The organism is Pedobacter sp. Leaf170, from assembly GCF_920984665.1.
In the GTDB taxonomy this organism is placed as follows: Bacteria; Bacteroidota; Bacteroidia; order Sphingobacteriales; family Sphingobacteriaceae; genus Pedobacter.
The window spans coordinates 1-25,852 of sequence record NZ_CAKLBP010000004.1 but is presented as its reverse complement, the minus strand read 5'-3'; the positions used below and the strand labels follow the sequence as shown (position 1 = coordinate 25,852).

The window sequence follows — 25,852 nt, the reverse complement described above, 5'->3', positions numbered from 1 at the left end:
TTGCGACTTATAATCACAAAACAATAATGAAAAATACATTTTTTGCCTTTGCGCTCTTTCTTTTAGCTTCATCACTAACATCATGCGTAGTGCTTTCTCCAAAAAAGTATAAAGCTTTATTGGGTACTAAAGATTCACTTTATACCGCTTTTAACGAAGGTTTGATAAAAATAGAAAATCTGGAGAAAGAAGTTAATAAACTAAAAAAGGATACTACAATGCTTGGCGAAGATTTGCGTGATTTGCAAGGTCGTTTTTCTGAAACAAACGCAAATTTTAACAAGTTAAAAAATAATAGTTCAACAGAAATAACTAAACTATCTGGCGATTTAGCTGCAAGAGAGAAACGGTTGAAAGAAGTGGAAGAAGTTTTACGCAAACGTGATGAGGCCACCAATCAACTAAAGGAAAAGCTACAGCAGGCATTGTTGGGTTTTACTAAAAGTGGTTTAACTGTCGAAATTAAAAACGGTAAGGTTTATGTTTCATTAACAGATAAACTTTTATTCCCCTCTGGTAGCATAATAATTGATGAAAAAGGTAAGCAGGCATTAACAGAACTTGCAAAGGTTTTAAAGCAACAACCTGAAATTAATATTTCTGTTGAAGGACACACAGATAATCAAAAAGTAAATAATCTCGGACAGATAAAAGATAATTGGGATTTGAGTGTTTTGCGTTCAACATCTGTTGTTCGTTACTTAACAGAAAATGAAAAAATTGAAAGTGTAAGGATGACCGCAACCGGAAAAGGAGAATTCCAGCCTTTAGGTGCAAATACATCTGCCGAAGCGAGAAGTAAAAACAGAAGGATTGAGATTGTTCTTTCTCCAAAACTAGATGAATTATATAATTTGATAAAGTAATCTTAAAATTCTTAAGCCCCGATAGCCATCGGGGCTTTTTTTGTGATCACAATTCATTAATCACAACCTTTTCTAGCCAGATTAAATGAAATCTTTGTAATTTTCGCCTGAAATCTATTTTATGAAACTAAAAATACATCCCAACATCATTTTTCGAACACCGAAATTTTCTTATCTGGCTAACCTTGCCGATTGTTGGGATGAGCTTAAATTAGCAATCTCTATTTCATCTTCAGCTTTTTACGAAACCATTAAAGATGTAGAGGCTAAAGATTTAGATAGTTTATCGCCAAAGATATTTTTTACGGTTTGGAAGTATTTTAATCGTTCAAAATTTCGTTCAACACCTTATGGAACTTTTGCCGGTTTTAGCATTTTAGAAAATGGTTTTAATAGTGCCAGTCAAAATCTAATAGTTGTTAAAGAGCAACAAAAAATACATGAATTTATCGATTGGCCGGAAAAAAATAATGTACAGTTTTCAATCAACCAGTTGCTGGAAAGCAATTACTTAATCTTTGCTAATAGCAGTTATTACTTTACTTCAACAAGCATAAGATACATTGCCTGCGCTGATGGCTTATTTGAACTTGCAGAAATTGATAAGGATGACTTCGTTTATAAAATATTGTTAACATGTAAAAATCCTATACGTATAAATCAATTATTAATAGAGCTTAGTACTTATGAGGTAGGTAGGAACGACATAATCTCATTACTTGAAGACATGCTATCGCTGCAATTATTACTTAGCGAAGCTGATCCGAATATAATTGGAGAAGATTATTTTAAAAGGGTTGAATTTAATCTTTCAGAACAAGCACCTAAATATTTAATTGCTGAACGAAATGTAATTAATGGCGGAATAAATGTTAATCAGTTTAATGCCGTGCCTGGTTTGATTAATATAATGCAACGTATTCAGCCGATTGAAGTTAAGGAAGCACTTACAAATTTCACAAATAAATTCAGAACCAAATTTGAGCAGCGGGAAATTCCATTATCACTGGCGTTAGATCCTGAAATGGGTGTAGGTTACGATGAATTAGAGCAAGCAGGGGAGGATGATGATTTTGTTACTCAATTTCGCGGTAAAAAGCTGACCAAAAAAGGGGATTGGACTGATAAACTCAAGGATAATTTTAAAAAACTCTTTTCTGTAGAGGGATTCAAATCGAATAATGTTATTCAATTAGATGAACTTGGGATTACTTTAGCCGAACAGCCAACCAAGATCCCTAATTCCTTTAGCATGTTGTTAACCTTGGTAGATGATTTAGTTTGTGTAGACCAAACAGGCGGCAGCACTGCAAATGCTTTGAGCGGTCGCTTTACGCTGGCTTCCGATAAGGTGCTATCACATTGCAAATCAGTTGCAGAAATTGAACAAAATGCCAACCCAGATGTACTTTTTTTCGATGTTGCCTACATGGTTGAAACAAATGTTGACAACATAAACCGCAGAAAACTGGTTTACGGGAAGCAATTGTCTATCTTGAATTTTGATACCTCTGATGAGCCATTAACATTAGATGATATTTTGCTTTCTGTACACGGAAACGAAGTTGTTTTAAAGTCAAGAAGTTTGAATAAGCGGTTGATACCACGAATGGCTTCTGCGTATAATTACAGCCGTTCTGATTTATCTGTTTTCAGATTATTATGCGATTTGCAGCATCAAAATATTCAAACCAATTTAACTTTATTCTTGGAGCAACTCTTTCCCGATTTAAAATATTATCCACGAATCCAATACCAAAACATTGTTATTGCCCAACAAAAATGGCAAATTTTTAAAGTTGAAATCGAATCGCTAAACGTAAATGAAATCAGAAATCACTTAAAACTAATTGGGCTAAACCGATACTTTAAATGTGGCCTTTCCGACCAAACATTGTGCTTCGATATTGATAATGATTTGGATTTACTTGCTTTTCAATCTTATATGCAAAAGCAAGATAAAATCTATCTCGAGGAGGTGTTATTACCAACGCATGGTGCTGTTATTGATGAACATAATAAACCTTATTTGGCTCAAATTATTCTAAATCTTTACCACGAAGAAAATATTTATCAAGGGGTAAATGGTTATGCAATAACTTCAGAAAATAATGTAAAGCAATTTTTCCTTCCGGGAAAAGAATGGTTGTATTTTGAGATTTATTGCCATCAGCAACGTTCTGATGCTTTATTGGCAGGGCCAATAGCACACTTTCTTCAACAATATGATACCTACATTAAAAAATGGTTTTATATTAGGTATAATGAAAATGGATACCATATTAGGTTCAGGATTCAACTAAACGATGAAAAAGATAATCACATGCTCACTTCAGCATTTTCAGATTATCTGGGTGATGATGTTGCAAGTGGTTTGGTTTCTGATATACAGATTAAGATCTATAAAAGAGAAACTCAGCGTTATGGTAACGATATTATTGAAGAGGTAGAAACACATTTTAAAACAGATAGTGATTATGTGATATCCCTTCTAAATGATAATAAAGATGCTTTAAGTAAATATAAGTATTGTGCCGATATCGTCGAAATTATTCAAAATTCAAATGTTTTAGAAGATAGCCGCATAGCTGAAATTGTGAAATTAATGTCTGATTCTTTTAATGATGAGCATAATTTAGAACCTGCAGACTTTAAGAAACTAAATAATCAATATCAAATTTATCGCAAAACGGATATTCAAGGTCTAATTGATGAACAGAAAATACGGTTTAATCGTTTTGCAGCATCGTTTATATCCACATTAAAAAGTGTAGATGAATCGAGAAGAGGCCAGTTATTTAGCGATCTAATGCACATGCATGTAAATCGCTTGTTTAATAAAGAACAGCGGACACAAGAAATGATTATATACTACTTTCTGTTAAAAGATGTTCAGCGTAGAAAAGCGATGAATAAATAATATTGATTTAGATAATTAAATATTTGCCGCTTGATTTAACCCTGCCATTGGATTTTCAATATCTACCCTTATTTCTGTAAAATATCTATTGGTTTCATCTTTATAAAATTTGAATGAGTATCTATCTTTATAGAAGTTATTAAGGCGTTTATCTATGTTTTCCATACCTACATGATGACTCTCCACTTCTTTTTTCTTCACATCATTTATCATATTAATAGTTGTGATAACTAAATTTTTCCTATCGTAGTTTATTTGCACAATACAAGGCTGCACAGAATGTGTAATGTTGCCATGTTTAAACATATTTTCAACTAAGGTTAACAATATAAGTGGCGGAAATCTTAGTCCAAATAGATCATCATTTACCTCAAGATTAAAGTTTATCGTGTTTGCAGTACGTAATTTATGCAAGTTTATTAGATGTTCAATTTGCTCAACTTCTTCACTTAATGGCACTAATTCTGAAGCCTCAGGACGTTTTAATGCATACCTCATCATTTCTGATAAGTTCATAATCGCATCAGCTGCTAAAGGCGCTTTTTTCCTTGCATCATTGTAAATAAAATTTAAGGTATTAAACAGAAAATGTGGATTTATCTGACTACGGAGGAAATTGTTTTGAGATTGTACTAAATCATTTTCTAAAGCTTGCTTTTCGATTTGGTTAATTAAATTTTGTTTTTCAAGTTTCTGAACCCTTCTTCGTTCTTTGATAGAATTTAATAAGAAAACGTAACCTGAACTGAAAGCTATAAAATATAGTGCTCTCCAAGTAACTCTCAATACGTATATACTATTGAACTCAAGTTTTGGTCTTTCAGGGTGATAATATATTGTCGTAGAAAGTAAGTAGTCTACCGGGTATGAAATGGCTAAGCATAAAATTATTTCTAATATCAATAAAGGTATATAAAGCCAATTTTTGAAATTAATATTTCCATTCATTAACTTTTGAAAAAAAGTAGCATGAAAATAAAACAGACCAATATTGAGGGAATAGTGAAATAAATAACTGCCGACATCTCCTAATCCCTTATTTACGATTGATGTTATAGAAACCTCATATATAATAAAAATAGCCCAAGCTTTGACATGGATATGATTTTTAGTATACCAGCTTTTAATCTTCAGAATGTTCATTTAAATGGTTTTTATCTACTAAATAGGGGGTTTTATCTGTAAAAATAACGGGTTCATGTAAAAATTTCGCATCACCTTCTTTTTCGACGCACCTTTACATCAGTTAATCGAAACGATAGCAAATTACTTAAAAGCAATAAATATATATACTATGAAAGCGCAAATCACTACAAAATTAAAAAAGAATACGGCATTTGTTTACAAAAATGTTAAATCTCAAAACAACTTTAGCACAGACCCAACTGCAAATACAATTTTAATGACTCAATCTTCAATGTCTAATATCTTCAACAAGTAATCATATGAAAACTCAAAATATCAAATTAAAAAAGAACGTTGCATTTGTTTATAAAAACGTTAAGTCTCAAAACAACTTCAGCACAGACCCAACTGCCAATACAATTTTAATGACTCAATCTTCAATGTCTAATATCTTCAACAAGTAATCATATGAAAACTCAAAATATCAAATTAAAAAAGAACATTGCATTTGTTTATAAAAACGTTAAGTCTCAAAACAACTTCAGCACAGACCCAACTGCAAATACAATTTTAATGACTCAATCTTCAATGTCTAATATCTTCAACAAGTAATCATATGAAAACTCAAAATATCAAACTAAAAAAGAACACTGCATTTGTTTATAAAAACATTAAGTCTCAAAACAACTTCAGCACAGACCCAACTGCAAATACAATATTAATGACTCAATCTTCGATGTCTAATATCTTCAACAAGTAAGAGTTTACAACTTAAAATATCAAGTTAAAAAAAATCTAAACTCATTTAAAAAAGCGGCAAGTCTTAATAAAATTCAATACCGAAATTTAAATGATAAACCAATCTCCATCTAACATTAGTCATAAATAAGCCATTGAGTATATGTTAGTATTGATTTCTTGACGGGAAAGCTAGTTTAAACATTGTAAGAATAAAATTAATTCTTATAATTGTGATGTCACTCCTTTAACCTAATCAAATGAACTTCAAGCCAAATACTCAAATCAAAAAGAAGACGATTTTTATCTTTAAAAATATCAAATCTTCAGATTTCTTTAGCACGGATCCAACTGCTAATACAATACTAATGACACAATCATCAATGTCAAATATATTCAGCAAATAGTTTTAACTTCTTCCGGATTTTAATAAGCTACTTTGAATATAAGCAAAGAATGCCTCTTTGTATCCTTCTCCAATCTGAATCATTTCATTATTAACTAAACGTATAATATTGCCATCTACTTTCTTAATAGCTGCTTTAGCAACGATATTAGATTTGTTTACACGTATAAAGGCATGATTTTCCAAAGCCTTTTCTATTTCCTTTAAGGTTAGATATGTGGTATTTGTTTCGGTTTTCGTTATTATTTGAATATAATTTTGTAATGCCCTTATGTACAAAATATCATCAATCAAAATATTAGAGAAAGCATATTTATGATCTCCTTTAATGTAAAGCGCAGCAACCTGTTCAGTTTCTTTCGCTGCATTTTTAGCATTATTTGCTTCCTTCTTTAAAATTCTGTCTATCCCAAGCGCAAATTTTGCGAAAGATATTGGTTTAAGCAGATACTGATCTGATTGCACATCAAATGCCTGTAGCGCATAATCTGGATGTGCGGTAGTAAATATCAAATATTTCGCCTTTTCGCGAATATTTTTAGCTAATTCTAAGCCATTTATTCCTGGCATATCAATATCCATAAACAAAAGATCAATCTCATCGCCCACACTAATCTCCGTTAAAGCTTGTACCGGACTGGTAAAAGTTTTAAAAACCGTTAAGCCAGGCATTTCGGCTATGTGGTCAGTTAGAACCTCGATAGCATGCTGCTCATCGTCAATAACAACGCATTTTAAATTCATGATGTTTTACAAAGTGTGTTTGGAATGATTTTAACGCAAGTTAAATAAAAAAAGAATTCCTTCATATAGCTCGTCTCAAAATCTTTTTCTGGCCTAAACGCTTATCAATTTTGGCTTTGATGTAAAATTTTGGGTAGTTCGTGTAAAAAAATAAGAGCTTTTAGTTGTTTTATCAATATTAGTGATGTTTGCCAAAAACGAATAATTGTTAGAAGATTCATTTTCTAGCAGTTAACAACATTTACCCATCCCTAATTATGTATGGCCTTTAGAAATTTATGTTTTTAAGGCGATACAAAACAGGGAAATTTGCAAAAATAAAGAAGAACATATAATTAAAAATTTGATTATGGAACTTAAAGACGAAATTGGAGAATTTGCAGTTAGAATTAAGAAAATGCTTCCGCAAGTTCAATCAGAAGATTTGACAAGAAACGCATTGGTTATGCCTTTCATCCAAATCTTAGGTTATGATGTATTTAATCCATCTGAAGTACAATCTGAAGCAGTTGCAGATTTCGGAGTGAAAAAAAGCAAAAAGGTAGATTACACTATTATGAAAGATGGTGAACCAACTATCCTTGTAGAATGTAAGCACCATGCCGATAATCTTGATATCAACGATTCTCGCCTGTCAAAATATTTCCGTAAAACTAAGGCTAAGTATGGTTTGCTAACCAATGGTTTAGACTATCGTTTTTACACCGAGAAAATGGTTAAGAGCAAAAAAAATCAGGAACCTTTGTTTGAGTTCAACATTAAAGACATGAAAGCTGCAACAATAGCTAAGCTTTTAGAAGAACATAAAGATTACTTCAACGTAAATAAAGAAAATAATATTGCTGTTTAGCAAAAAAGCCTCTAAAATTTTAGAGGCTTTTTTGGCATTAAATAATCTTAAGATTATCTATTAAATTAATTCTACGCTTCTGCTCACAAATGCAGTTAACTCTGCACCAGTTAGCATTCCTTGAGCCAATAAAGCCAAGTCTACTGCTTGTTTTGCCAGGTTACTTTGCTCTTCACCTTCGGCTTTTAAAATTTTACTTACCAATTTATGATTTCCATTGATAGCAACTTTATAGCTATCCGGTATTTGGCCATAAAAGCCCATTCCACCGCCCATTGCCGCCATGTCTTTCATTCTACGCATAAATTCATCCATAGTAATGGTAACAGGTAATTCATCAGGATTTAGCGCAACAACTTCAACCTGCATTCCGGCTTTTGTAATTGCTTTTTCAAAAATTGATGTCACCTCTTTAACCTGCTCTTCGCTTAAAACATGCTCGTTCACTTCATCTTTTTCAATCAGTTTATCAGCTACGCTAGAATCAACACGTTTTATTGATGTCTTTTCTAATTTCTGCTCTAATTGTTGAATGAAGTGATTATCAATCGGAGAATCTAAAACTAAAACATCGTAATCTTTTTTGTTAGCCGATTGTATAAAAGCATCTTGTTTCGATGCATCATTTGAATACAAATAAACTACTGTTCCATTTTTGTCTGTTTGCAATGGAGATACTTTATCCTTGTATTCATTTAGCGTAAAAAGTTCGTTTTTGGTATTCCCAACTAAGGCGAAATCTTTAGCTTTATCGTAAAATTTTTCTTCACTAATCATTCCGTATTTAACAAAAAGACCAATGTCTTTCCATTTATCTTCAAATGATTTACGGTCTTTAGCAAATAATTCTGCTAATTTATCAGCCACCTTTTTAGTGATGTAATTATTTATTTTTTTAACATTGCTATCTGCCTGTAAGAAGCTACGCGAAACATTTAAAGGGATATCCGGTGAATCAATTACGCCATGTAAAAGCATTAAAAATTCAGGAACAATGTCTTTAACCTCATCAGTAATAAATACTTGGCGAGAGTATAATTTAATTTTGTTGCGTTGCATTTCAAAGTCGTTTTTCAACTTAGGGAAATACAATACACCGGTTAAATTAAATGGATAATCAACATTTAAGTGAATCCAAAATAAAGGCTCTTCACTAAAAGGATATAATTCGCGGTAAAAATTTAAATAATCCTCGTCTGACAAATCTGCAGGAGCTTTCGTCCAAATCGGATTGGTTGTGTTAATGATGTTATCAACTACAACATCCTTATATTTTTTCTTTCCTTCTTCATCTTCACCATCTTCTTCTGATTCTGTTTTGGTACCAAATTTAATCGGAACAGGCAAAAATTTAGCGTATTTATCTAATATTTCCTGTAATTTAGATTCTTCTAAAAACTCTTCAGAATCTTTGTTAACATGCAAAATAATATCTGTTCCACGAGTAGTTTTGGTGCCTTCTGTAATTTCAAATTCTGTACTACCATCACAAACCCAACGAGCAGGTTCTGCGCCATCCTGGTATGATAAAGTCTGTATTTCGACTAAATCGGCTACCATAAATGCAGAATAAAATCCTAATCCAAATTTACCTATAATCTCGTTTGCGTCTTTAGCATCCTTAAATTTCTCTACAAATTCGCTTGCACCAGAAAATGCAACCTGGTTAATGTATTTTTTAATTTCTTCGGCAGTCATACCCAAACCATTATCGCTAATGGTTATGGTTTTTGCTTCTTTATCAACTGCTACCTGAACCAATGGTTGGCCAACTTCGCCGTTAAACTGCCCTAACGATCCTAATCTTTTTATTTTCTGAACAGCATCAACTGCGTTAGAAACCAACTCACGAAGGAAAATTTCGTTATCTGAGTATAAAAACTTCTTAATTATTGGGAAAATATTTTCCGTGTGTATCGATATATTCCCTTTTTCTTGAATGCTCATATGTAAATAAATTATTTAATCTCTTGGTACCTAACAAGCAATGTTCCAAACCAATTTATTTGACAAATTGACAGAAAGATATAAAAATCCGGAGTTTAAAAATTTGGAAAGCAAAGCCTGTTTTTCAAATAATGTTAGTCCCGCTTTACACTTTAGCCCCGAGAAAATCGGGGGCTGCCGTTTCAATCGGGTTTAAATTGAAAGCACATCATCAAATTGAATTTTTCAGCAAAAAAAAGCCGGCATAAACCGGCTTCAATAATTTTTAGAATTATCTTAATTCATTAAATATGTTTCATCTTGTTCTAAAGATAATATCTTACTTATTTTTTTCAAAAGAACATCCATTTGGAAAGGTTTTGATAAGAAATCATCCTGACCATAGTTTAAAGTTGTAAAATCTTTCTGGTCATATAATCCAGAGATAAGTAAGATTGGAATTTTTGATGTGCTGTCAATTGATTTTAGTTGCTCGCACAATACACGGCCATCAATATGACCTAATGATATGTCAAGCAAAATCAAATCAGGCTTAAAGCTTTCTATTCTATTAAAAACTTCTTCACCATCAAGAAGTGCCGAAACTTTAAATCCACCTATTTCTAATATCAACTGAATGGTTTCTAAAACCTCTACGTCATCATCAACTACCAGTATTCTCTTCATATTATTTATGCATTAAACGCTTTTATAATTATAACAATATGTTTATTGTTATGTTTATAATCTTTTTAGATTTTATAAATGTGAAAAAGCAATTAATTTACCGCTTTTACTATACCTTCTTTATTTAAAATATAGTTAAAAAGGTCTTCAATTGGTTTTTGCAAAATCTTGCCGGTTTCTATTCCATTTTCAGCTAATACACTTTTTAAAGTGTTTTGATAGTAGTAGGCAATTGAACCAACAAAGTGGCAGGGGAGGGATTTATAGTTTGGATAATCTTTAACATTTGTATCAACAAACTCCTGAAAACCTTTTCTTAAAATTTCCTGGATAAAGGCATGCTCCTGGTTATCAGCCATAAATCGGCTAAAGCCGGCCAGGTATATGTTTGCGAAAGGTTTCTGATAAATATTCGTAATAATCTGTTCCTTTTCTACTGGAAATGCCTTCTTAAATGCTGCTCGTAAATCTGCTGGCATCTTATTATATAGAAAACTTAAGAGCACTTTTTTGCCGAAGAAAGTACCCGAACCTTCATCGCCTAAAACATAACCCAAACCATGGTGCCCGTCATGGATTTTTTTTCCATCAAAATAGCAAATGTTAGAACCAGTACCTAATATGCAATTTAACCCTTCAGTATCGCCGCATGTTGCGTAAACAGAGCCTAACAAATCGTGTTCTACTGAAATAAAAGCATTTTTAAAAATTGCTGATAACCCGTTAGATACCACCTCATGCTTATCGGGCGAGGAGCAACCTGCACCAAAAAAATATATTTCGGTTACTTCATCTACTAAGGGTGCAATTATTTCGTTTTTTGAAATGATGGTTGTTATTTCCTGCTCATTTAAAAAGTATGGATTAATACCTTGAGTATTAAATTTAATCACTTTACCATTAAAATAACCCATCCAATCTGTTTTTGATGAGCCGCTATCTGCAACAAGTATCATGGCAATAAATATAAAAATTAATTAGATAAATCTATATTTCCGGTAATCTCTTTTAAAATGGTTTCGGCAATTTTAGCTTGGTATTCCATTTCTATATATCGATTTTGAGCATCAATAGAATTTCTTTGAGCTTCTCTTAACTCTAATGGCGGGATGCTACCTAATTTATATTTGGCTAATGTAATTTCAAGATTTTCTTTTGCAATATCAACATTTTTCTGCTCCAACTTCACTAAATCAAGATAAGTTATGTAATTCTGATAAGCCGTTAGCAATTGAGAGCTAATATCGAGTTTGGTTTTGTTTAGGTTTAATGTAGAATTATCAATCTCTATCTTGGCGTTACGTTCTTGTTGCCGTTGCAAAAAGCCATTAAATATATTCAAACTTGCAGTTACCCCATAAGTAAAACCATTGGCGGCAAATTTCTGGTTAAACCCTGTTGGGCTTGTGCTATTTGTTCTGCTATAGCCAGAATTTAAACTTACTACAGGATATCTTGCACCCTTAATCGATTTAAGATTTAACGATGCAACTCTTTGATTTATAAAAGCATTTTGAACATTAGGATTTTGCTTTTCTGCAAGCTCTGCAAGTTTGCTATATACTAAAGTGTTATCAATAGCTACATCATTTGCGGCCGTAAATGTTAAATTAACATTTCTCGCCATAATTTGGTTTAGCCTAACTTTTGCTACTTGCAAAGCATTGAGTTGTTGTAAATAATTTGATGTATCTGCATTATAATCAACCTGTGCAGTAAGTACATCCAATTTAGAACCTCTGCCTAATTGTAATTTTGTTTTTGCAATCTGCTCTCTAAAAACGGAAACATCAATTGCACTATCTGCAGCGACCACTAATTTTTGTTGTCTTACAACATCATAGTATGCAGTTATTACATCAGCAATGGTTGTTAAAATGGTTAAGCGAGAATTTAACTCGCCTTGTTTTTCAAGTTCTTTTAACCTGTCATAATTTGCAAACATGGTAAATCCATCAAAAACTGTCCAGTTTAAATCTGCACCTAAGTCGTTATTTGTACTTCTGGCTCCGGTAATTACTCTATCGGGGCCTGTTGCCGGCGTTTGGCGGGTATTTTGGCGGCTTCCTCCGTTTGAATAAGTTCCGGTTAGGCTTGGCAACATACCAGCATTACCTATGTTGGCGTTATTTTTTGCAATATTAATATTGTTCTTGCTAATTTTTATATCGTAATTATTTTGCATTGCAATAGTTATTGCATCTTGCAAAGTGAGCATTTCTTGCGCTTTAGCAGTAAAAAAAATGCTCAGTAACAACACAAATAGATTTATTTTTTTAATCATTTTGTTTATTTTGATGCTGTCTCCAAAGCTTCATGTTCGTAACGTTCTGCTTCTTTTAAGTCTTTATTTGGTTTGTAAGGTTTAGCCCAGTAAGAATATATGGCAGGGATTACAAATAAGGTTAAAACCAATGAAAACATGGTTCCGCCAACAATTACGGTTCCCATACTCATTCTACTTTTTGCTGCTGCACCTAAGGCCATAGCAATTGGTAATGCGCCAATAGCAATGGCTAAGCTCGTCATTAAAATTGGGCGCAAACGAGAAACAGATGCTTCGCGGATGGCTTCAGGAATAGGGATTCCCTTTTCTTTTAGCTGATTTGCAAATTCTACAATTAAAATCCCGTTTTTGGTTACCAATCCAATTAGCATGATTGTTCCAATCTGGCTAAAAATGTTCCAGCTTTGACCGCATAACCATAGCGATAAAAATGCACCTGCTACAGCCATCGGAACGGTTAAAATAATAATTACAGGATCTTTAAAGCTCTCAAACTGAGCAGAAAGGATTAAATAAACCAAAAGAAGCGCTAATCCAAAAGCAAAAAAGGTATTGGAAGAACTTTCCTTAAAATCTCTAGATTCACCACTTAAATCGGTAGAAAAGGTTTCATCTAACACTTTGGCTGCAATATCATCCATTGCGTCAATTCCCTCGCCAATGCTTTTTCCTGGCGCTAAACCAGCTGAAACTGTAGCCGAAATAAAACGGTTGTTTCTGTATAATTGCGGCGGACTGCTTTCTTCTTTCGCAGTAACTAAATTATCTAGCTGTATGAGTTCGCCTTTATCGTTTCTAACGTAAACTGAGCTTAAATCTAAAGGGTCTGCACGGTCGGCTCTATCAAACTGGCCAATAACCTGGTATTGCTTCCCGTTCATAAAAAAGTACGAAAATCGTTGTCCGCTTAAGCCAAGGTTTAAAGTTTGCGCAATTGCAGAAATAGAAACACCAAGATTTTTGGCTTTATCTCTATCTATGGTAAGGTTAATTTCTGGTTTATTAAATTTCAAGTTAACATCAGATACAGTGAAAGTAGGATTCTTTGCCACTTCATCCATAAACAATGGCACTTTCTCTCTAAGCTTTTCGAAATTTTGCGCTTGGATAATGTAACTCACAGGTAACCCGCCTCTACGACCAACAGAAATGGTTGGCTGCTGATTTACAATCGTTTTACCTTCACTATATTTTTTAGTGATTTTGGTTAGCATATCTGCAATTTCTTTCTGCGTACGCGTTCGCTCTCCCGGATCTACTAAACCCATTCTAACAAAACCAGAGTTTGTTGAACCTGCGCCACCAAATCCCGGAGAAGTTATGGTAATGTTTACGTTTTTCTCCGGAACAGAATCAATTATCATCTGATTAATTTTCATTATAAATTTATCAGTGTATGTAAAAGAAGAACCTTCTGGAGTTGATACGTTAACATTTATGGCACTTCTATCATCATAAGGCGCTGTTTCTTTTGGTAAAATTTTCCAGAATAAGAAAATCATCCCCATACACACCAAAATAATTGGTGCAGCTAACCATCGTTTATCTAAAAATTTGTTCAGGTTCGATTCGTAAGCATCATTTAACTTTACAAAATATGGCTCTGTCCAATTGTAAAATTTAGATGGTTTATGCCCGCCTTTTTTCATCAGGTAAGCATTTAACATTGGCGTAAGGGTTAAGGATACAAAAGCCGAAACCAAAACAGCAGCGCCGATAACCACACCAAATTCCCTAAATAATCTTCCAACAAAGCCTTGTAAGAAAATTACCGGAAGAAATACCGCAGCAAGCGTGATGGATATAGATATTACCGCAAAAAATATCTCGTTTGAACCTTTAATAGCCGCTTCAAAAGGCGACATGCCTTCCTCAACTTTCTTAAAAATGTTTTCTGTTACCACGATACCATCATCAACAACCAAACCTGTTGCTAAAACAATGGCAAGTAAACTTAGTACGTTTATCGAAAATCCGAAGGCGTACATGATGAAGAATGTAAAAATAAGGGATACCGGAATATCAATTAATGGTCTGAATGCGATGCCCCAATCCCTAAAAAACAAGTAAATAATCAATATTACAAGAACCAGTGATAAACCAATGGTTTCAGCAACTTCAGTTACCGAACGCTTAATGAAAAGCGTAGTATCTAAAGCAACTTTCAGCTTAATATCTTTCGGAATGTCTGCTTTTAGCTTATCAAAACGTTTATAAAATTCTTTGCTGATATCAAGATAATTGGCACCAGGTTGTGGGATAATGGCAACAGCAACCATTGGTTTGCCTGATTCACGTAAAATGGTTTCTTCGTTTTCAGGACCTAAAACAACACTTCCAACATCTTTTAGCTTAACAACCTGATTGCTGTCTGATTTTAGGATTAAATTGTTAAACTGTTCTTCATTCACCAATTTACCTAATGTTTTTACGGTAAGCTCGGTAGTTGCGCCGGTAATTTTTCCCGAGGGTAATTCTACGTTTTCATTATCAAGCGCTGTAACAATATCTTGTGCTGTTAAACCATAAGCACTAAGCTTATTTGGGTCCATCCAAATACGCATTGCATATTTCCTTTGACCTTGAATTTGCACGCTACTAACGCCAGGAATGGTTTGAATACGATCTGCAATTACATTTTCTGCAAAATCACTCAACTCCAAAGTGTTTCTTTTATCACTCTGAATAGTCATGGATAAAATCGGGTCGGAGTTGGCATCGGCTTTACTTACAATTGGTAAGCCATCAATATCTCTTGGTAAATTTCTTGCTGCCTGCGAAACCTTATCTCTTACATCATTAGTAGCTTCCTCAATATTTTTATCAAGGTTAAATTCTATTGTAATGTTACTTGTACCCTGATTACTTGATGATGAGATGTTACGAATACCATCAATCGAGTTTATAGATTTCTCTAATGGCTCTGTAATCTGCGATTCGATGATATCAGAGTTTGCCCCTGGGTAAGAAGTTCTTACCGATACCACCGTTGGATCGATAGACGGGTATTCTCTAACCCCTAAAAAGTTATAGCCGATTACTCCAAACAGGACAATCAATAGATTCATCACTATTGCCAGAACCGGGCGTTTTATACTCGTGGTTGAAATGCTCATACTTAATCTTTTGCCAAACGAACTTTCACCGCAGAACCTTTCTTTAAAGACATAGAGCCGGTTGTTAAAACGGTATCGCCTGCTTTTAAACCTGAAGTAATAACAATGCTTTCATCCGTACGTGTTCCGGCTTCAACAGCAACTTCTTCGGCTTTTCCATTTTTTTGAACGTAAACAATTTTTCCTTTTAAAACCGGAATAATAGCCTCATTAGGTACTAAAATAGCATCTTGTAAAGTGCTGAGTGCCAATTTTATCTTTGCAAAAGAACCCGGTAGTAATTTATTTTCATTGTTTTGAGCCAAGGCTCTGATTTGTAAAGTACGCGTTGCAGCATTTATTCCCGGTTCAATGGCGTAAATCTTTCCAATATTTAACGTTGGCGAACCATCTGTAGTAAAAGAAATATTTCCACCCATTTTAATTTGTCTTGCATATTTTTCAGGTACCGAAAAAGTAACTTTTACCGGGTTTGTACTAACTAGGTTCGCAATAACAGTTGATGGTGTTAGGTAAGTACCGGATGAAATATTCCTTAAACCAACACGTCCGCTAAATGGCGCTCTGATTATTGTTTTTGCCTGTTGTGCACGTATAAGTTGTGCCTGCGCCTGTAAAGATTTTAAATCTGCAAGAGAGGTATCGTACTCTTCCTGACTAATCGCTCCTTTTTCTAAAAGCTGTTTTGCCCTGTTTTCATTTGTAGCAGAAAGTTTTTGTTTGGTTAAAGCTTCCTGTAATTGCGCCTGAATATCTCTATCGTTAATTTTAACTAAAACTGCACCTTTAGAAACGTTTGCACCTTCGGTAAAGTAAATCCCGGTAACTAAGCCAGAAACCTCACTTTTTAACACAACTGATTCATTTGCCTCAATGGTTCCTGTTACCTCTAAATCGCTATCAAATGTTGTAGGTTTTACCACAATGCCTTCCACAGCCATTGGAGGTGCCGAATTACCATCTTTTCCTCCTTTAGCTGCACCAGAGGCAGCGCCACCTTTTCCTTCTAATTTTTTGTTTGCATTAATTCGGTAGTAAACCAGGTAAGCTAAACCCAGCGCTAAAACGGCGTAAAAAATATACCTTTTCTTCATTTTTCTTTTGTGTTGAGCCTTCTAAACATTAGTTAACTGTTTTAATTTAGAAAGCAGAGCGTAAAAATATCTATTTAGTTCTTGCTAAAAATGTTGTATTAAGGATGTTACAGCATATTTATTTTCTAATAATCCAACAATCATAATATTTCATCTATTGTTGCAATACTACTTTTAAGTTTTGCCCTATGTTAACGACAAACATTTAACAAGCAGGTTTAAATATGCACAATTATTTTACATAAGCAGATTTTGAGCAGTAAATTGATACTTTGAGATTTAACCACAATTATTTTACGACACAATTTGTAATTTAATTTTAATCCATCCACATAAAATATAAATTTGCGACAAAACAAATCTATATGTTTATCAAAAAGTCAATTTTAAATTTAGTTTTAATACTATTAGCGGTTATGGGAGCGAAGGCGCAAGTAAAAATAGGTTTTGAGGTTTCCTTTAAAGAGCCGCAAGCTCATTATGCCGAAGTTCAAATGAATATTTCGGGCTTAGCAAAAGATTATGTTGATGTTAAAATGCCGGTTTGGACGCCAGGTTCTTACCTGGTTCGCGAGTTTGAGAAAAGTGTTGAAGGATTTACAGCTTCAGCTTCTGGAAAAGCCTTAAAAGTAGAAAAAGTAAGAAAAAATATTTGGAGGATATTCTCTGCTAAGGCGAACAACATTAAAATAAACTATCGTGTTTATGCTTTTGAAATTTCTGTTCGTACACCATTTATCGATGAATCGCATGCGTTTTTATCGCCAACAGGAATTTTTATGCATCCGGCTGGGATGATTAAATCTCCGAGCACGGTGAAAATTATCCCGTTTAATACCTGGAGCAAAGTATCTACAGGCCTAACTCCTGTTGCTGGAGCACAATTTACTTACTCGGCACCAGATTTCGATTGGTTATATGATAGTCCGATTGAAGTTGGTAATCAGGATACATTCGAATTTATGGCTTCGGGCGTTCGCCATGAGGTTGCAATGTATGGTGGAGGTAACTATGATAAAGAAAAGTTAAAGGTTGATATGGCCAAAATTGTTGAGCAGGCTACAGCAGTTTATGGTGAAAATCCAAATAAATATTATTTGTTCATTGTTCATAATTTTAACCGCGGTGGCGGAGGTTTAGAACATTTAAATTCTACAACTTTAGGAGCAACCAGAAATGCTTACAGCACAGCTGCGGGTTATAAAGGCTTTTTAAGTTTAGTTGCGCATGAATATCATCATTTGTGGAATGTAAAACGTTTACGTCCGGTAGCTTTAGGCCCATTTGATTATGATAATGAAAACTATACAACTAATCTTTGGGTAGCTGAAGGTTTTACATCTTACTACGAAAACAAATACATGTTAAGGGCAGGTTTTGAAGATCCGAATGGATTTGTAAATGGTTTAGCAGCAGCAACCGCTACTGTTTTAAATACTCCGGGCGCTAAAGTTCAATCTGCTGCTTCATCAAGTTATGATGCATGGATAATTGGTTATCGCCCTAACGAAAATTCGAAAAATAATTCAATTTCTTATTACAGTAAAGGTGAAGTAATTGGTATTTTAATGGATTTGGAAATCATCAATGCAACAAAAGGCGCTAAAAGTTTAGATGATGTGATGAAAGCAATGTACCTGCAATGTAAAACATTAAAACGCGGTTATACTGATGCTGAATTTAAAGCAATGGTAGAAAAAGTTGCTGGTATTAGTTTTACAAATTTTTGGGAGAAATATGTGAATGGGGTTATTGATGCTGAATATGTAAAATACTTTGGCTATGCCGGCGTTAATGTTTCTACTGAAAATGCCACACCTGATAAGCCGGTTACAGGTGCAGCCGGACAATTAACCAATGATGGTTTAGCAGTTACCAGCACTACAAGAGGTTCTGCAGCTTGGGATGCTGGTTTAAATGTGAATGATGTAATTATTTCACTTGATGATGTTACCGTTGGTGATGCTTTATCAAATATTAAATTGCGTACACCAGCTGTATCTTTAGAAGCATTACCTATTGTTGCCAAAAAGAATATTGGCGATACATTAAAGCTTAAAGTTAAACGTGATGGAATTGAAAAAGAGATTACTTTAACACTAAAGGCTAATCCGAGTGTGCGTTTAAAAGCAACCATTGATGAAAATGCAACACCGGCTCAAAAAGCGGTATTGAAAAAGTGGATGGGAATATAAATTGATAAAATTTTTGACATAAAAAAACGCTCTGATAATTATTTACCAGAGCGTTTTTTATTTTGAATTAAGCTTAGAAAGTGAATCTAACACCTAAACCAATATCTCCACTATAGAAATCAGTATCAGGTGTAACTCTTAAAGTTGGAATCCAATCTAGTGATAAGTTGATCGGAGCGCCCTTAAATTTATAATCTAAACCTAAAACACCGTTAAGACCTAAGTAAATATCGCTTGAATCAAATGCTTTATTTTTAACAGAACCTACACTTGCACCACCACCATAGTACCATTTTAAACCTGGCGCACCACCAATTGGATTATAAACTTCGTAAAGACCGGTTAATTGAGCCCAGCTAAAATTACGGTTACTTCTGAAATTACCAATTAGCTCTAACTTAGTGTTTGAACTTAAAGCAGTTTTAAATGAAACACCGTTGTAGCTTCCAAAACGACCACCAATAGCATTTTTGTAGTCTTGTGCTTTTACAGATGTTGTTGCCAGAGCAAATAGAGCTGTGCAACATAAAATAGTAAATAATTTTTTCATAATGTGATATTTAATGTTTTTTTAAAGTAATATCTGCCTAACAACTTTAGTGCCGTTTATATTTTTTAGGTAAAAATTGTCTTTCATAAAAACAATGCTTGCATAGTAATAATGTATTTGCTAAGTTTATTCCAATAAATTGTACCTCAAAATAGTTTCCATAAAAATTAGATGATCTCCAGAATTCAACCTCTTGATATTCATTGGCTTTTTGAGGTGATATTTTTAACTTAACCAAATAATAAAATCTTATGGCTGCAGATATTAAACGTGTATTCGACCTCCTAAAATTTAGTCTTGAACAGCCTAAGTCAGAATTTATTAACGGAAAAGTAAATGGCAAGTGGATAAATTACAGTACAGAAGAATTTTGTGCCACCGTTGATAGTTTGAGCCGAGGTTTAATAAAAGTTGGCATTAAAAAAGGTGGTAGAGTTGCTGTAATGTCTCATAACAGACCAGAATGGAACATTGCAGATTTTGCTGCAAATCAAATTGGTGCTTATCAAATTCCTTTATATCCAACATTAGCTGATCACGATATTCAATTCATATTAAAGGATGCTGAAATCTCAATAATTTTTGTTGCGGATGAAGATTTATATAAGAAAGTAAAACCAAATATAGAGGCTGTAAATCCTCAAATTAAGATTTATACTTTTAATGAAGTTAGCGGAGCTGATAATTGGAAAGTGCTTATTAACGATGGGCAAAACAGTCCCGAAATTAATCTTGATGAGCATCGTAACCAAATTACACCCGAAGATATTCTTACCTTAATATATACTTCTGGAACAACCGGTACACCGAAAGGCGTAATGCTTACGCATAGTAATCTGGTTTGTAATTTTGTGCATTCTGCGGTGGTAATGCCGCAAGGCGTTAATAAAGGTTTAAGCTTTTTGCCACTTTCACACATTTTCGAACGGATGATAATTTATTTATATCTGTTTAACCGCACTTCAGTTTATTATGCCGAAAGTATGGAAACCATTGTTGCCGATATTCAGCATGTAAAACCTAATGCATTTTCTACCGTACCGCGTTTGTTAGAAAAGGTTTACGATAAAATTATGGAAAAAGGTAAATCGCTAAGCGGAGTAAAAAAGGGAATTTTCTTTTGGTCGGTGGCGCTTGCCGAAAAGTATACAATTGATGCCGGAGCCTGGTATAATTTTAAACTTTCCATCGCTCGTAAACTTGTTTTTAAAAAATGGCAGGAAGCATTAGGTGGCCAAATTGTGGTTATTGTTTCGGGTGGTGCAGCGTTAAATCCTCGTTTAGCCAGAATTTTTTGGGCCGCTGGTATGCCGGTATTTGAGGGTTATGGCTTAACAGAAACTTCGCCTGTAATTACGGTTAATCATTTCGGCGGTACAATGTTTGGTTCTGTTGGAGAAGTGATTAGTGGTGTAGAAGTTAAAATTGCACCAGATGGGGAAGTTTTAACCCGCGGACATCAGGTGATGAAAGGTTATTATAACCGTCCTGATTTAACCGACGAGGCGATTGATAAAGATGGATGGTTTCACACCGGCGATATCGGCGAATTGGTTGATGGTCGGTTTTTAAGAATCACCGATAGGAAAAAAGAGATGTTTAAAACGGCCGGTGGCAAATATATTGCGCCACAAATGCTAGAGAACAAGTATAAAGAATCTATTTTTATTGAGCAGATAATGGTTTTAGGCGAAAATCGAAAATTTCCGTCGGCATTGGTTGTGCCGAACTTTGAAACGTTAAAAAACTGGGCGGCTCGTAAAGGGATTTCGTTCACATCTAACGAAGAAATAATTAAAAACGAACAGATTTTAGCTAAATATAATGAAGTAATTGAAGCTGCTAATGTGGGTTTTGGTAAATGGGAGCAAATTAAACGAATTGCATTACTCCCAAAAGAATGGAGTATTGATGGTGGGGAACTTACACCAAAATTAAGCTTGAAAAGAAAGGTAATAACCGAAAAAAATAATACTATAATTGAAAAAATTTACAAAGATGCAGAAGACTATAAAGCTTCAACTTAATTTTATCCTAACAGGATGTTTTTTAATTGCCTTAACACTTTCTGGTTGTGTTAGCGGACAATTAGGTAAAAAAAATAGTGATGAATACAAAAACGGGATGGTGGTGTCTGCGCATCCCGAAGCATCAAAAGTTGGTGTAGATATTTTAAAAAAGGGTGGTAATGCTGTTGATGCTGCGGTAGCAGTTCAATTTGCATTGGCAGTTGTTTACCCCAATGCGGGGAATATTGGGGGCGGTGGCTTTATGGTTTATCGTTCATCAAAAGGAGAAATAAACACCCTTGATTTTAGAGAAAAAGGACCTTCTGCGGCAAGTAGAGATATGTATTTAGATTCTGCCGGAAACCCGATTGTAGCTAAAAGTTTGTACGGTCATCTTGCAGCAGGTGTACCAGGCTCAGTTGATGGCATGGTTGAAGCACATAAAAAATACGGTAAATTAACCTGGGCACAGGTTGTACAACCTTCTATTGATTTGGCTCAAAACGGCTTTCAAATTACCAAACGCCAGGCTGGTGAACTAAATGGTCTACACAGAAATTTTATGAAATTTAATCCGGATGGAACCGCATTTGTAAGTTTAGAAGGCACCTGGAAGGAAAATGATCTATTAGTTCAACAAGAATTGGCAAACACCTTAAAATTGGTTCAGGAAAAAGGTAGAGCAGGGTTCTATGAGGGAAGTGTTGCTGATTTTATTGTGGCAGAAATGCAGAAAGGGAAGGGTTTAATCTCTAAAGAAGATTTGAAAAATTACCATTCTGCATGGCGTAAGCCTATAACGGGGAATTATAGAGGATATAAAATTATTACCATGCCGCCAACATCTAGCGGCGGTATTGCACTTATTCAATTATTACAATCTGTAGAACCTTATCCACTAAAAAAATGGGGTCATAATGCAGATTCTACAGTTCAATTGATTGTTGAGGCAGAAAGAAGAGTTTATGCAGACAGGGCTACACACCTCGGCGACCCTGATTTTTATAAAGTGCCTGAATCAAAATTAACCAGTCTTAAATACAATACAAATAGAATGGCAAGCTTTAACTGGGCTAAAGCAACGCCGAGCGCTGAAGTTAAAGCAGGTGATGTAAATGCAAAAGAACATGAAGAAACCACTCATTTTTCTATAGTTGATAAAGAAGGAAATGCAGTGTCTATAACCACTACGTTAAACGGTTCTTATGGGTCGCTGGTTGCTGTAAAAGGTGCAGGTTTTCTTTTGAATAATGAAATGGACGATTTTTCTGTAAAGCCAGGGGCACCAAATATGTATGGTTTGGTTGGCGGAGAAGCCAATGCCATTGCTCCTAACAAAAGAATGCTTAGCTCTATGACACCAAGTATTGTTGAAAAAGATGGAAAATTATTTATGGTTGTTGGTACACCCGGAGGCTCTACCATTATAACGTCTGTATTTCAGACAATCATTAATGTTATTGATTTTGATATGTCGATGCAATCTGCTGTTTCTGCTAAAAAATTTCACCATCAATGGCTGCCAGATGAAGTGTATGTAGAAACAGGTGCTTTAGATAGTTTATCTACCGAGAAATTAAAATCAAAGGGGTACAAAATATTGTCTAGAGGGCCAATTGGGCGTGTTGATGCAATCCTTAGAACCAAATGGGGTTATTACCAAGGCGGAGCCGATCCGCGTGGTGACGATAAAGCTATAGGTTATTAATTTTAAAAAGTTGAAAATTATTTATCATTCTTAAACATTTTTGGTATGACGATTGTAATAGGTGGGCAACGCTTATTAACGTTAAAACTTAAAACAAGATGAAATCAAATTTATTCAAATCCCTACCGGTTGTGCTAGCCGGATTATTAGTTGGGTCTACTGCAATGGCTCAAGAGCCTGCTACCTCATCAGCAACCCCTTTCAGAACTTGGTCAATTGGTGTAAATGCCGGTGGTTTAACGCCTTTATCTCCATTAGGTGGAAGAAACGATTTTAGCAATAACAAAACAAGTTTCGGCTACGGAGTATACGTGAAGAAACAATTAACTAACTATTTCTCTTTGCGTTTAGACGGAGTAATGGGTAAATTAAAAGGTGATAACACTGAAGCTTATGACAGTGGTTTCACTAATACAAGCACTGTATCTGCTTTCGATACAAAATTAAATTACTCAGCTAGCTTAAGTGCAGTTATCAATATGTTCAATATTGATATGTTCAGAAAAGAAAACGCTGTTCAACTTTACGCTTCAGCTGGTGCTGGTTTAGCTGGTTACAAACCAACTATCACTACTGCAGGTGGTTCATCGTCTTATGCAGGTGGAAAAACAATCAATGAATTAATTATCCCGGTAGGTGTTGGTGCAAAATTCAAAGTTTCTGATGGTGTTAATATCGATTTAGGTTGGACTATCAACTATGTTGATGGTGATAATTTAGATGGTTTATACAAAAACGGAACTAACGATAAATACAACTATGCTTACGCTGGTTTAGAGTTTGCATTAGGTAAAGGAAAACAATTAGCTTTCCATAATCCGGTTGCTGCTACTTATGATGAAGCACTTGCTGCAAAAAATACGGCTAATGCATTAAAAGGTGATTTAGATGCTCAAAAAGCTGAGAATGCTAGATTACGTTCTGAAATGGCTGATTTATTAAAAGATACAGATGGTGATGGTGTGGCTGATAAATTAGACAAATGCCCAGGAACACCTTCAGGTACAGTTGTTGATGGTTCAGGTTGTCCTTTGAAAACTCCTGAAAAAGTTGTTGAGAAAGTTGTAGTTACTGAAGAAGATCGTAAAGTTGTTAACGAAGCGATTAAAAACTTAGAATTTGATTTAGGTAAAGCTACAATTCGTTCTAAATCTTTTGCATCATTAAACAGAGTTGCTGCTTTATTGGTACAGAAAAACTTTAGCTTAAAATTAGCTGGTCATACTGATAACACAGGTTCTAAAGAATTAAACTTACGTTTATCTAAAGAAAGAGCAGAATCTGTTAAAGCTTACTTAGTTTCTCAAGGTGCTAATGCCTCTCGTATCGAAGCTACAGGTTACGGAATGGGTCAACCAATTGCAACTAACAAAACTGCAGCTGGTCGTCAGAAAAATCGTCGTGTAGAATTTACTTTATACTAGAAATTAATAAATTATAAAAAATGCCCCTTGATTTTCATCAAGGGGCATTTTTTATTTAAAAGATATTTTGTTATATAATAAATAATTATTATTTTAGATAATCTCATCCCACTAATCTTTAATCTAAAATCGCTCAGGATGAGAAAAATAAATTTATTGCTTATAATAGGGTTCACGTTTTTACCCTTGTTTTTAATTCGTGTAAAAAGGATAATTCATCAAACTTATCAATTTCTGATAAAATTTCAGATGCAAAATCTTGGTACTTAGAACAAATTAAGAATAAAAATAGCAACCTTAATTCAAATACTGGAAGCTCAATTAAGATTGAGCAGCAACCCGAATGGGATAATGTAAAAACGCAGTATTTGAATGAACAATCTCTTATACTTACTGTACCAATAAAGACTAATCTTTTTGATTTAACTAATAAAAAGGGTCAATTATATTTGGTAATCAAAGTTGAAAATGACCTTAGAAGATATCAAATATTAAATCTATTTAAGGAAAATTTATCTGATACAACAAGCTTAACGCCATTAAAGTTGTATAAACTTACGTCATTAGGTAAAAAGATTAAGGATAAATCAATTCTTCGATTTCAAAATTCGAGCGACGAAAATAAACTGTCTAATAAACAACCAAACCTTAAAGTTAATAAGCTGCAAAGTTTGAATAAATTAAAGGATAATATAATAATGGAATCCAATTGTGTCCACTATTATTGGGTTGATACGTATTATGAGAACGATGTTGAAGTAGATCAGCATTGGTCTTATCTATTTAGTACAGGATGTGGAACGAATGGTCCGAATGGGGTTGACCAAGAAGAACAACCTCCCGGTGATACTGGAACAGGTAAAGATGAATCTTTGGATACAGACTGCGAGTCATTCGTTTTTATTAAAACTTCAGGCGCAAATTGGCAAGAGGCAGGTCTAAATAAAATCAAGCTTGAGTGGGTTTGGGTTGGGGGTAGTAACAGGTTAATTAGGCATATTGATGTTAATCATATTGTCTTTGGCTTGCCGACATATTACACAAAGAGTAATGGAGATATTGTTGAGTTGTCAGCTGGTGTGTAAGCTCCCCTGTTTTTCAGACCATTCAAAAGTATAATTTTGTCCTCAAATTTCCTGCAATAAATCTACAGGAGATTTGAAGTTTAATGCCTGGTGTGGTCGATGGTAATTGTAGTCCACCATCC

Annotated in this window: 18 protein-coding genes; 9 read left to right on the top strand and 9 right to left on the bottom strand. The window is 34.3% G+C overall.

The genetic code is table 11. The features are described from left to right. Positions 1-26 precede the first annotated feature (26 nt). Both LUA90_RS10845 and LUA90_RS10840 read left to right on the top strand, forming a co-directional pair. On the top strand, positions 27-866 hold the full coding sequence (locus LUA90_RS10845; RefSeq protein ID WP_231464530.1) for a flagellar motor protein MotB: 840 nt from the start codon (positions 27-29) through the stop codon (positions 864-866). A 121-nt stretch (positions 867-987) separates the two neighbouring features. Next, complete coding sequence (locus tag LUA90_RS10840; RefSeq protein ID WP_231464528.1) at positions 988-3,786, top strand: lantibiotic dehydratase; 2,799 nt, start codon at positions 988-990, stop codon at positions 3,784-3,786. 15 nt (positions 3,787-3,801) lie between these two features. Here the strand turns inward: LUA90_RS10840 and LUA90_RS10835 are convergent, their stop codons facing one another. Continuing rightward, positions 3,802-4,929 carry a sensor histidine kinase gene (locus LUA90_RS10835; RefSeq protein ID WP_231464525.1) on the bottom strand — a complete coding sequence of 376 codons (1,128 nt, stop codon included), beginning with the start codon at positions 4,927-4,929 and terminating at the stop codon, positions 3,802-3,804. 151 nt (positions 4,930-5,080) lie between these two features. Here LUA90_RS10835 and LUA90_RS10830 point away from each other — a divergent pair, with 151 nt between their 5' ends. Beyond that, entirely contained in the window at positions 5,081-5,227 is a 147-nt protein-coding gene (locus LUA90_RS10830) for a hypothetical protein (protein ID WP_231464522.1), read from the top strand. Positions 5,228-6,058: 831 nt separating this feature from the next. Here LUA90_RS10830 and LUA90_RS10825 read toward each other — a convergent pair. Then, entirely contained in the window at positions 6,059-6,799 is a 741-nt protein-coding gene (locus LUA90_RS10825; RefSeq protein WP_231464519.1) for a LytTR family DNA-binding domain-containing protein, read from the bottom strand. A gap of 349 nt (positions 6,800-7,148) precedes the next feature. On the opposite strand from LUA90_RS10825, the gene LUA90_RS10820 reads away from it, so the two are divergent. Then, positions 7,149-7,649, top strand: a complete 501-nt coding sequence (locus LUA90_RS10820; protein ID WP_231464516.1) for a type I restriction endonuclease — start codon at positions 7,149-7,151, stop codon at positions 7,647-7,649. 60 nt (positions 7,650-7,709) lie between these two features. On the opposite strand, the gene htpG is transcribed toward LUA90_RS10820, so the two are convergent. The 6 genes from htpG to LUA90_RS10790 form a co-directional block, all read right to left on the bottom strand. Further along, positions 7,710-9,596 (bottom strand): molecular chaperone HtpG, encoded by a 1,887-nt coding sequence (gene htpG, locus LUA90_RS10815; protein ID WP_231464513.1) that lies wholly within the window; start codon positions 9,594-9,596, stop codon positions 7,710-7,712. Positions 9,597-9,872: 276 nt separating this feature from the next. Further along, positions 9,873-10,262, bottom strand: coding sequence for a PleD family two-component system response regulator (locus LUA90_RS10810; protein WP_231464509.1), 390 nt, complete (start codon positions 10,260-10,262; stop codon positions 9,873-9,875). 92 nt (positions 10,263-10,354) lie between these two features. Continuing rightward, entirely contained in the window at positions 10,355-11,218 is an 864-nt protein-coding gene (locus tag LUA90_RS10805; RefSeq protein ID WP_231464506.1) for an N-acetylglucosamine kinase, read from the bottom strand. Positions 11,219-11,235: 17 nt separating this feature from the next. Next, complete coding sequence (locus tag LUA90_RS10800) at positions 11,236-12,546, bottom strand: TolC family protein (RefSeq protein WP_231464504.1); 1,311 nt, start codon at positions 12,544-12,546, stop codon at positions 11,236-11,238. 5 nt (positions 12,547-12,551) lie between these two features. After that, positions 12,552-15,665, bottom strand: coding sequence for an efflux RND transporter permease subunit (locus tag LUA90_RS10795; protein ID WP_231464501.1), 3,114 nt, complete (start codon positions 15,663-15,665; stop codon positions 12,552-12,554). A gap of 2 nt (positions 15,666-15,667) precedes the next feature. Then, positions 15,668-16,759, bottom strand: coding sequence for an efflux RND transporter periplasmic adaptor subunit (locus LUA90_RS10790; protein ID WP_231464498.1), 1,092 nt, complete (start codon positions 16,757-16,759; stop codon positions 15,668-15,670). Between the two features lie 365 nt (positions 16,760-17,124). Between LUA90_RS10790 and LUA90_RS10785 the strand changes: the two genes are divergently transcribed. Then, positions 17,125-18,954 (top strand): M61 family metallopeptidase, encoded by a 1,830-nt coding sequence (locus LUA90_RS10785; protein ID WP_231464495.1) that lies wholly within the window; start codon positions 17,125-17,127, stop codon positions 18,952-18,954. A gap of 73 nt (positions 18,955-19,027) precedes the next feature. Here the strand turns inward: LUA90_RS10785 and LUA90_RS10780 are convergent, their stop codons facing one another. Further along, positions 19,028-19,504, bottom strand: coding sequence for a hypothetical protein (locus LUA90_RS10780; RefSeq protein ID WP_231464493.1), 477 nt, complete (start codon positions 19,502-19,504; stop codon positions 19,028-19,030). A 251-nt stretch (positions 19,505-19,755) separates the two neighbouring features. Between LUA90_RS10780 and LUA90_RS10775 the strand changes: the two genes are divergently transcribed. The 4 genes from LUA90_RS10775 to LUA90_RS10760 all read left to right on the top strand — a co-directional run bounded on the left by LUA90_RS10775 (position 19,756) and on the right by LUA90_RS10760 (position 25,730). Beyond that, positions 19,756-21,531, top strand: coding sequence for a long-chain fatty acid--CoA ligase (locus LUA90_RS10775; RefSeq protein ID WP_231490988.1), 1,776 nt, complete (start codon positions 19,756-19,758; stop codon positions 21,529-21,531). After that, positions 21,503-23,221 (top strand): gamma-glutamyltransferase, encoded by a 1,719-nt coding sequence (gene ggt, locus LUA90_RS10770; protein WP_231464487.1) that lies wholly within the window; start codon positions 21,503-21,505, stop codon positions 23,219-23,221. Before LUA90_RS10775 ends, ggt begins: the two co-directional genes overlap by 29 nt. Positions 23,222-23,319: 98 nt before the next feature. Further along, the gene (locus tag LUA90_RS10765; RefSeq protein ID WP_231464484.1) at positions 23,320-24,645 is read left to right on the top strand and encodes an OmpA family protein; all 1,326 of its coding nucleotides are present in this window, start codon (positions 23,320-23,322) and stop codon (positions 24,643-24,645) included. 368 nt (positions 24,646-25,013) lie between these two features. Next, positions 25,014-25,730 (top strand): hypothetical protein, encoded by a 717-nt coding sequence (locus LUA90_RS10760; RefSeq protein WP_231490987.1) that lies wholly within the window; start codon positions 25,014-25,016, stop codon positions 25,728-25,730. The last annotated feature ends 122 nt before the right edge of the window (positions 25,731-25,852 follow it).

What these genes read in the sequence shown, in the direction of transcription:
- LUA90_RS10800 (WP_231464504.1), bottom strand. Translation starts at nt 12,546, where the DNA reads ATGATTAAAAAAATAAATCTATTTGTGTTGTTACTGAGCATTTTTTTT.
- LUA90_RS10820 (WP_231464516.1), top strand. Translation starts at nt 7,149, where the DNA reads ATGGAACTTAAAGACGAAATTGGAGAATTTGCAGTTAGAATTAAGAAA.
- ggt (WP_231464487.1), top strand. Translation starts at nt 21,503, where the DNA reads ATGCAGAAGACTATAAAGCTTCAACTTAATTTTATCCTAACAGGATGT.
- LUA90_RS10805 (WP_231464506.1), bottom strand. Translation starts at nt 11,218, where the DNA reads ATGATACTTGTTGCAGATAGCGGCTCATCAAAAACAGATTGGATGGGT.
- LUA90_RS10810 (WP_231464509.1), bottom strand. Translation starts at nt 10,262, where the DNA reads ATGAAGAGAATACTGGTAGTTGATGATGACGTAGAGGTTTTAGAAACC.
- LUA90_RS10765 (WP_231464484.1), top strand. Translation starts at nt 23,320, where the DNA reads ATGAAATCAAATTTATTCAAATCCCTACCGGTTGTGCTAGCCGGATTA.
- LUA90_RS10825 (WP_231464519.1), bottom strand. Translation starts at nt 6,799, where the DNA reads ATGAATTTAAAATGCGTTGTTATTGACGATGAGCAGCATGCTATCGAG.
- LUA90_RS10780 (WP_231464493.1), bottom strand. Translation starts at nt 19,504, where the DNA reads ATGAAAAAATTATTTACTATTTTATGTTGCACAGCTCTATTTGCTCTG.
- LUA90_RS10790 (WP_231464498.1), bottom strand. Translation starts at nt 16,759, where the DNA reads ATGAAGAAAAGGTATATTTTTTACGCCGTTTTAGCGCTGGGTTTAGCT.
- LUA90_RS10830 (WP_231464522.1), top strand. Translation starts at nt 5,081, where the DNA reads ATGAAAGCGCAAATCACTACAAAATTAAAAAAGAATACGGCATTTGTT.
- LUA90_RS10840 (WP_231464528.1), top strand. Translation starts at nt 988, where the DNA reads ATGAAACTAAAAATACATCCCAACATCATTTTTCGAACACCGAAATTT.
- LUA90_RS10785 (WP_231464495.1), top strand. Translation starts at nt 17,125, where the DNA reads ATGTTTATCAAAAAGTCAATTTTAAATTTAGTTTTAATACTATTAGCG.
- LUA90_RS10775 (WP_231490988.1), top strand. Translation starts at nt 19,756, where the DNA reads ATGGCTGCAGATATTAAACGTGTATTCGACCTCCTAAAATTTAGTCTT.
- LUA90_RS10795 (WP_231464501.1), bottom strand. Translation starts at nt 15,665, where the DNA reads ATGAGCATTTCAACCACGAGTATAAAACGCCCGGTTCTGGCAATAGTG.
- LUA90_RS10845 (WP_231464530.1), top strand. Translation starts at nt 27, where the DNA reads ATGAAAAATACATTTTTTGCCTTTGCGCTCTTTCTTTTAGCTTCATCA.
- LUA90_RS10835 (WP_231464525.1), bottom strand. Translation starts at nt 4,929, where the DNA reads ATGAACATTCTGAAGATTAAAAGCTGGTATACTAAAAATCATATCCAT.
- htpG (WP_231464513.1), bottom strand. Translation starts at nt 9,596, where the DNA reads ATGAGCATTCAAGAAAAAGGGAATATATCGATACACACGGAAAATATT.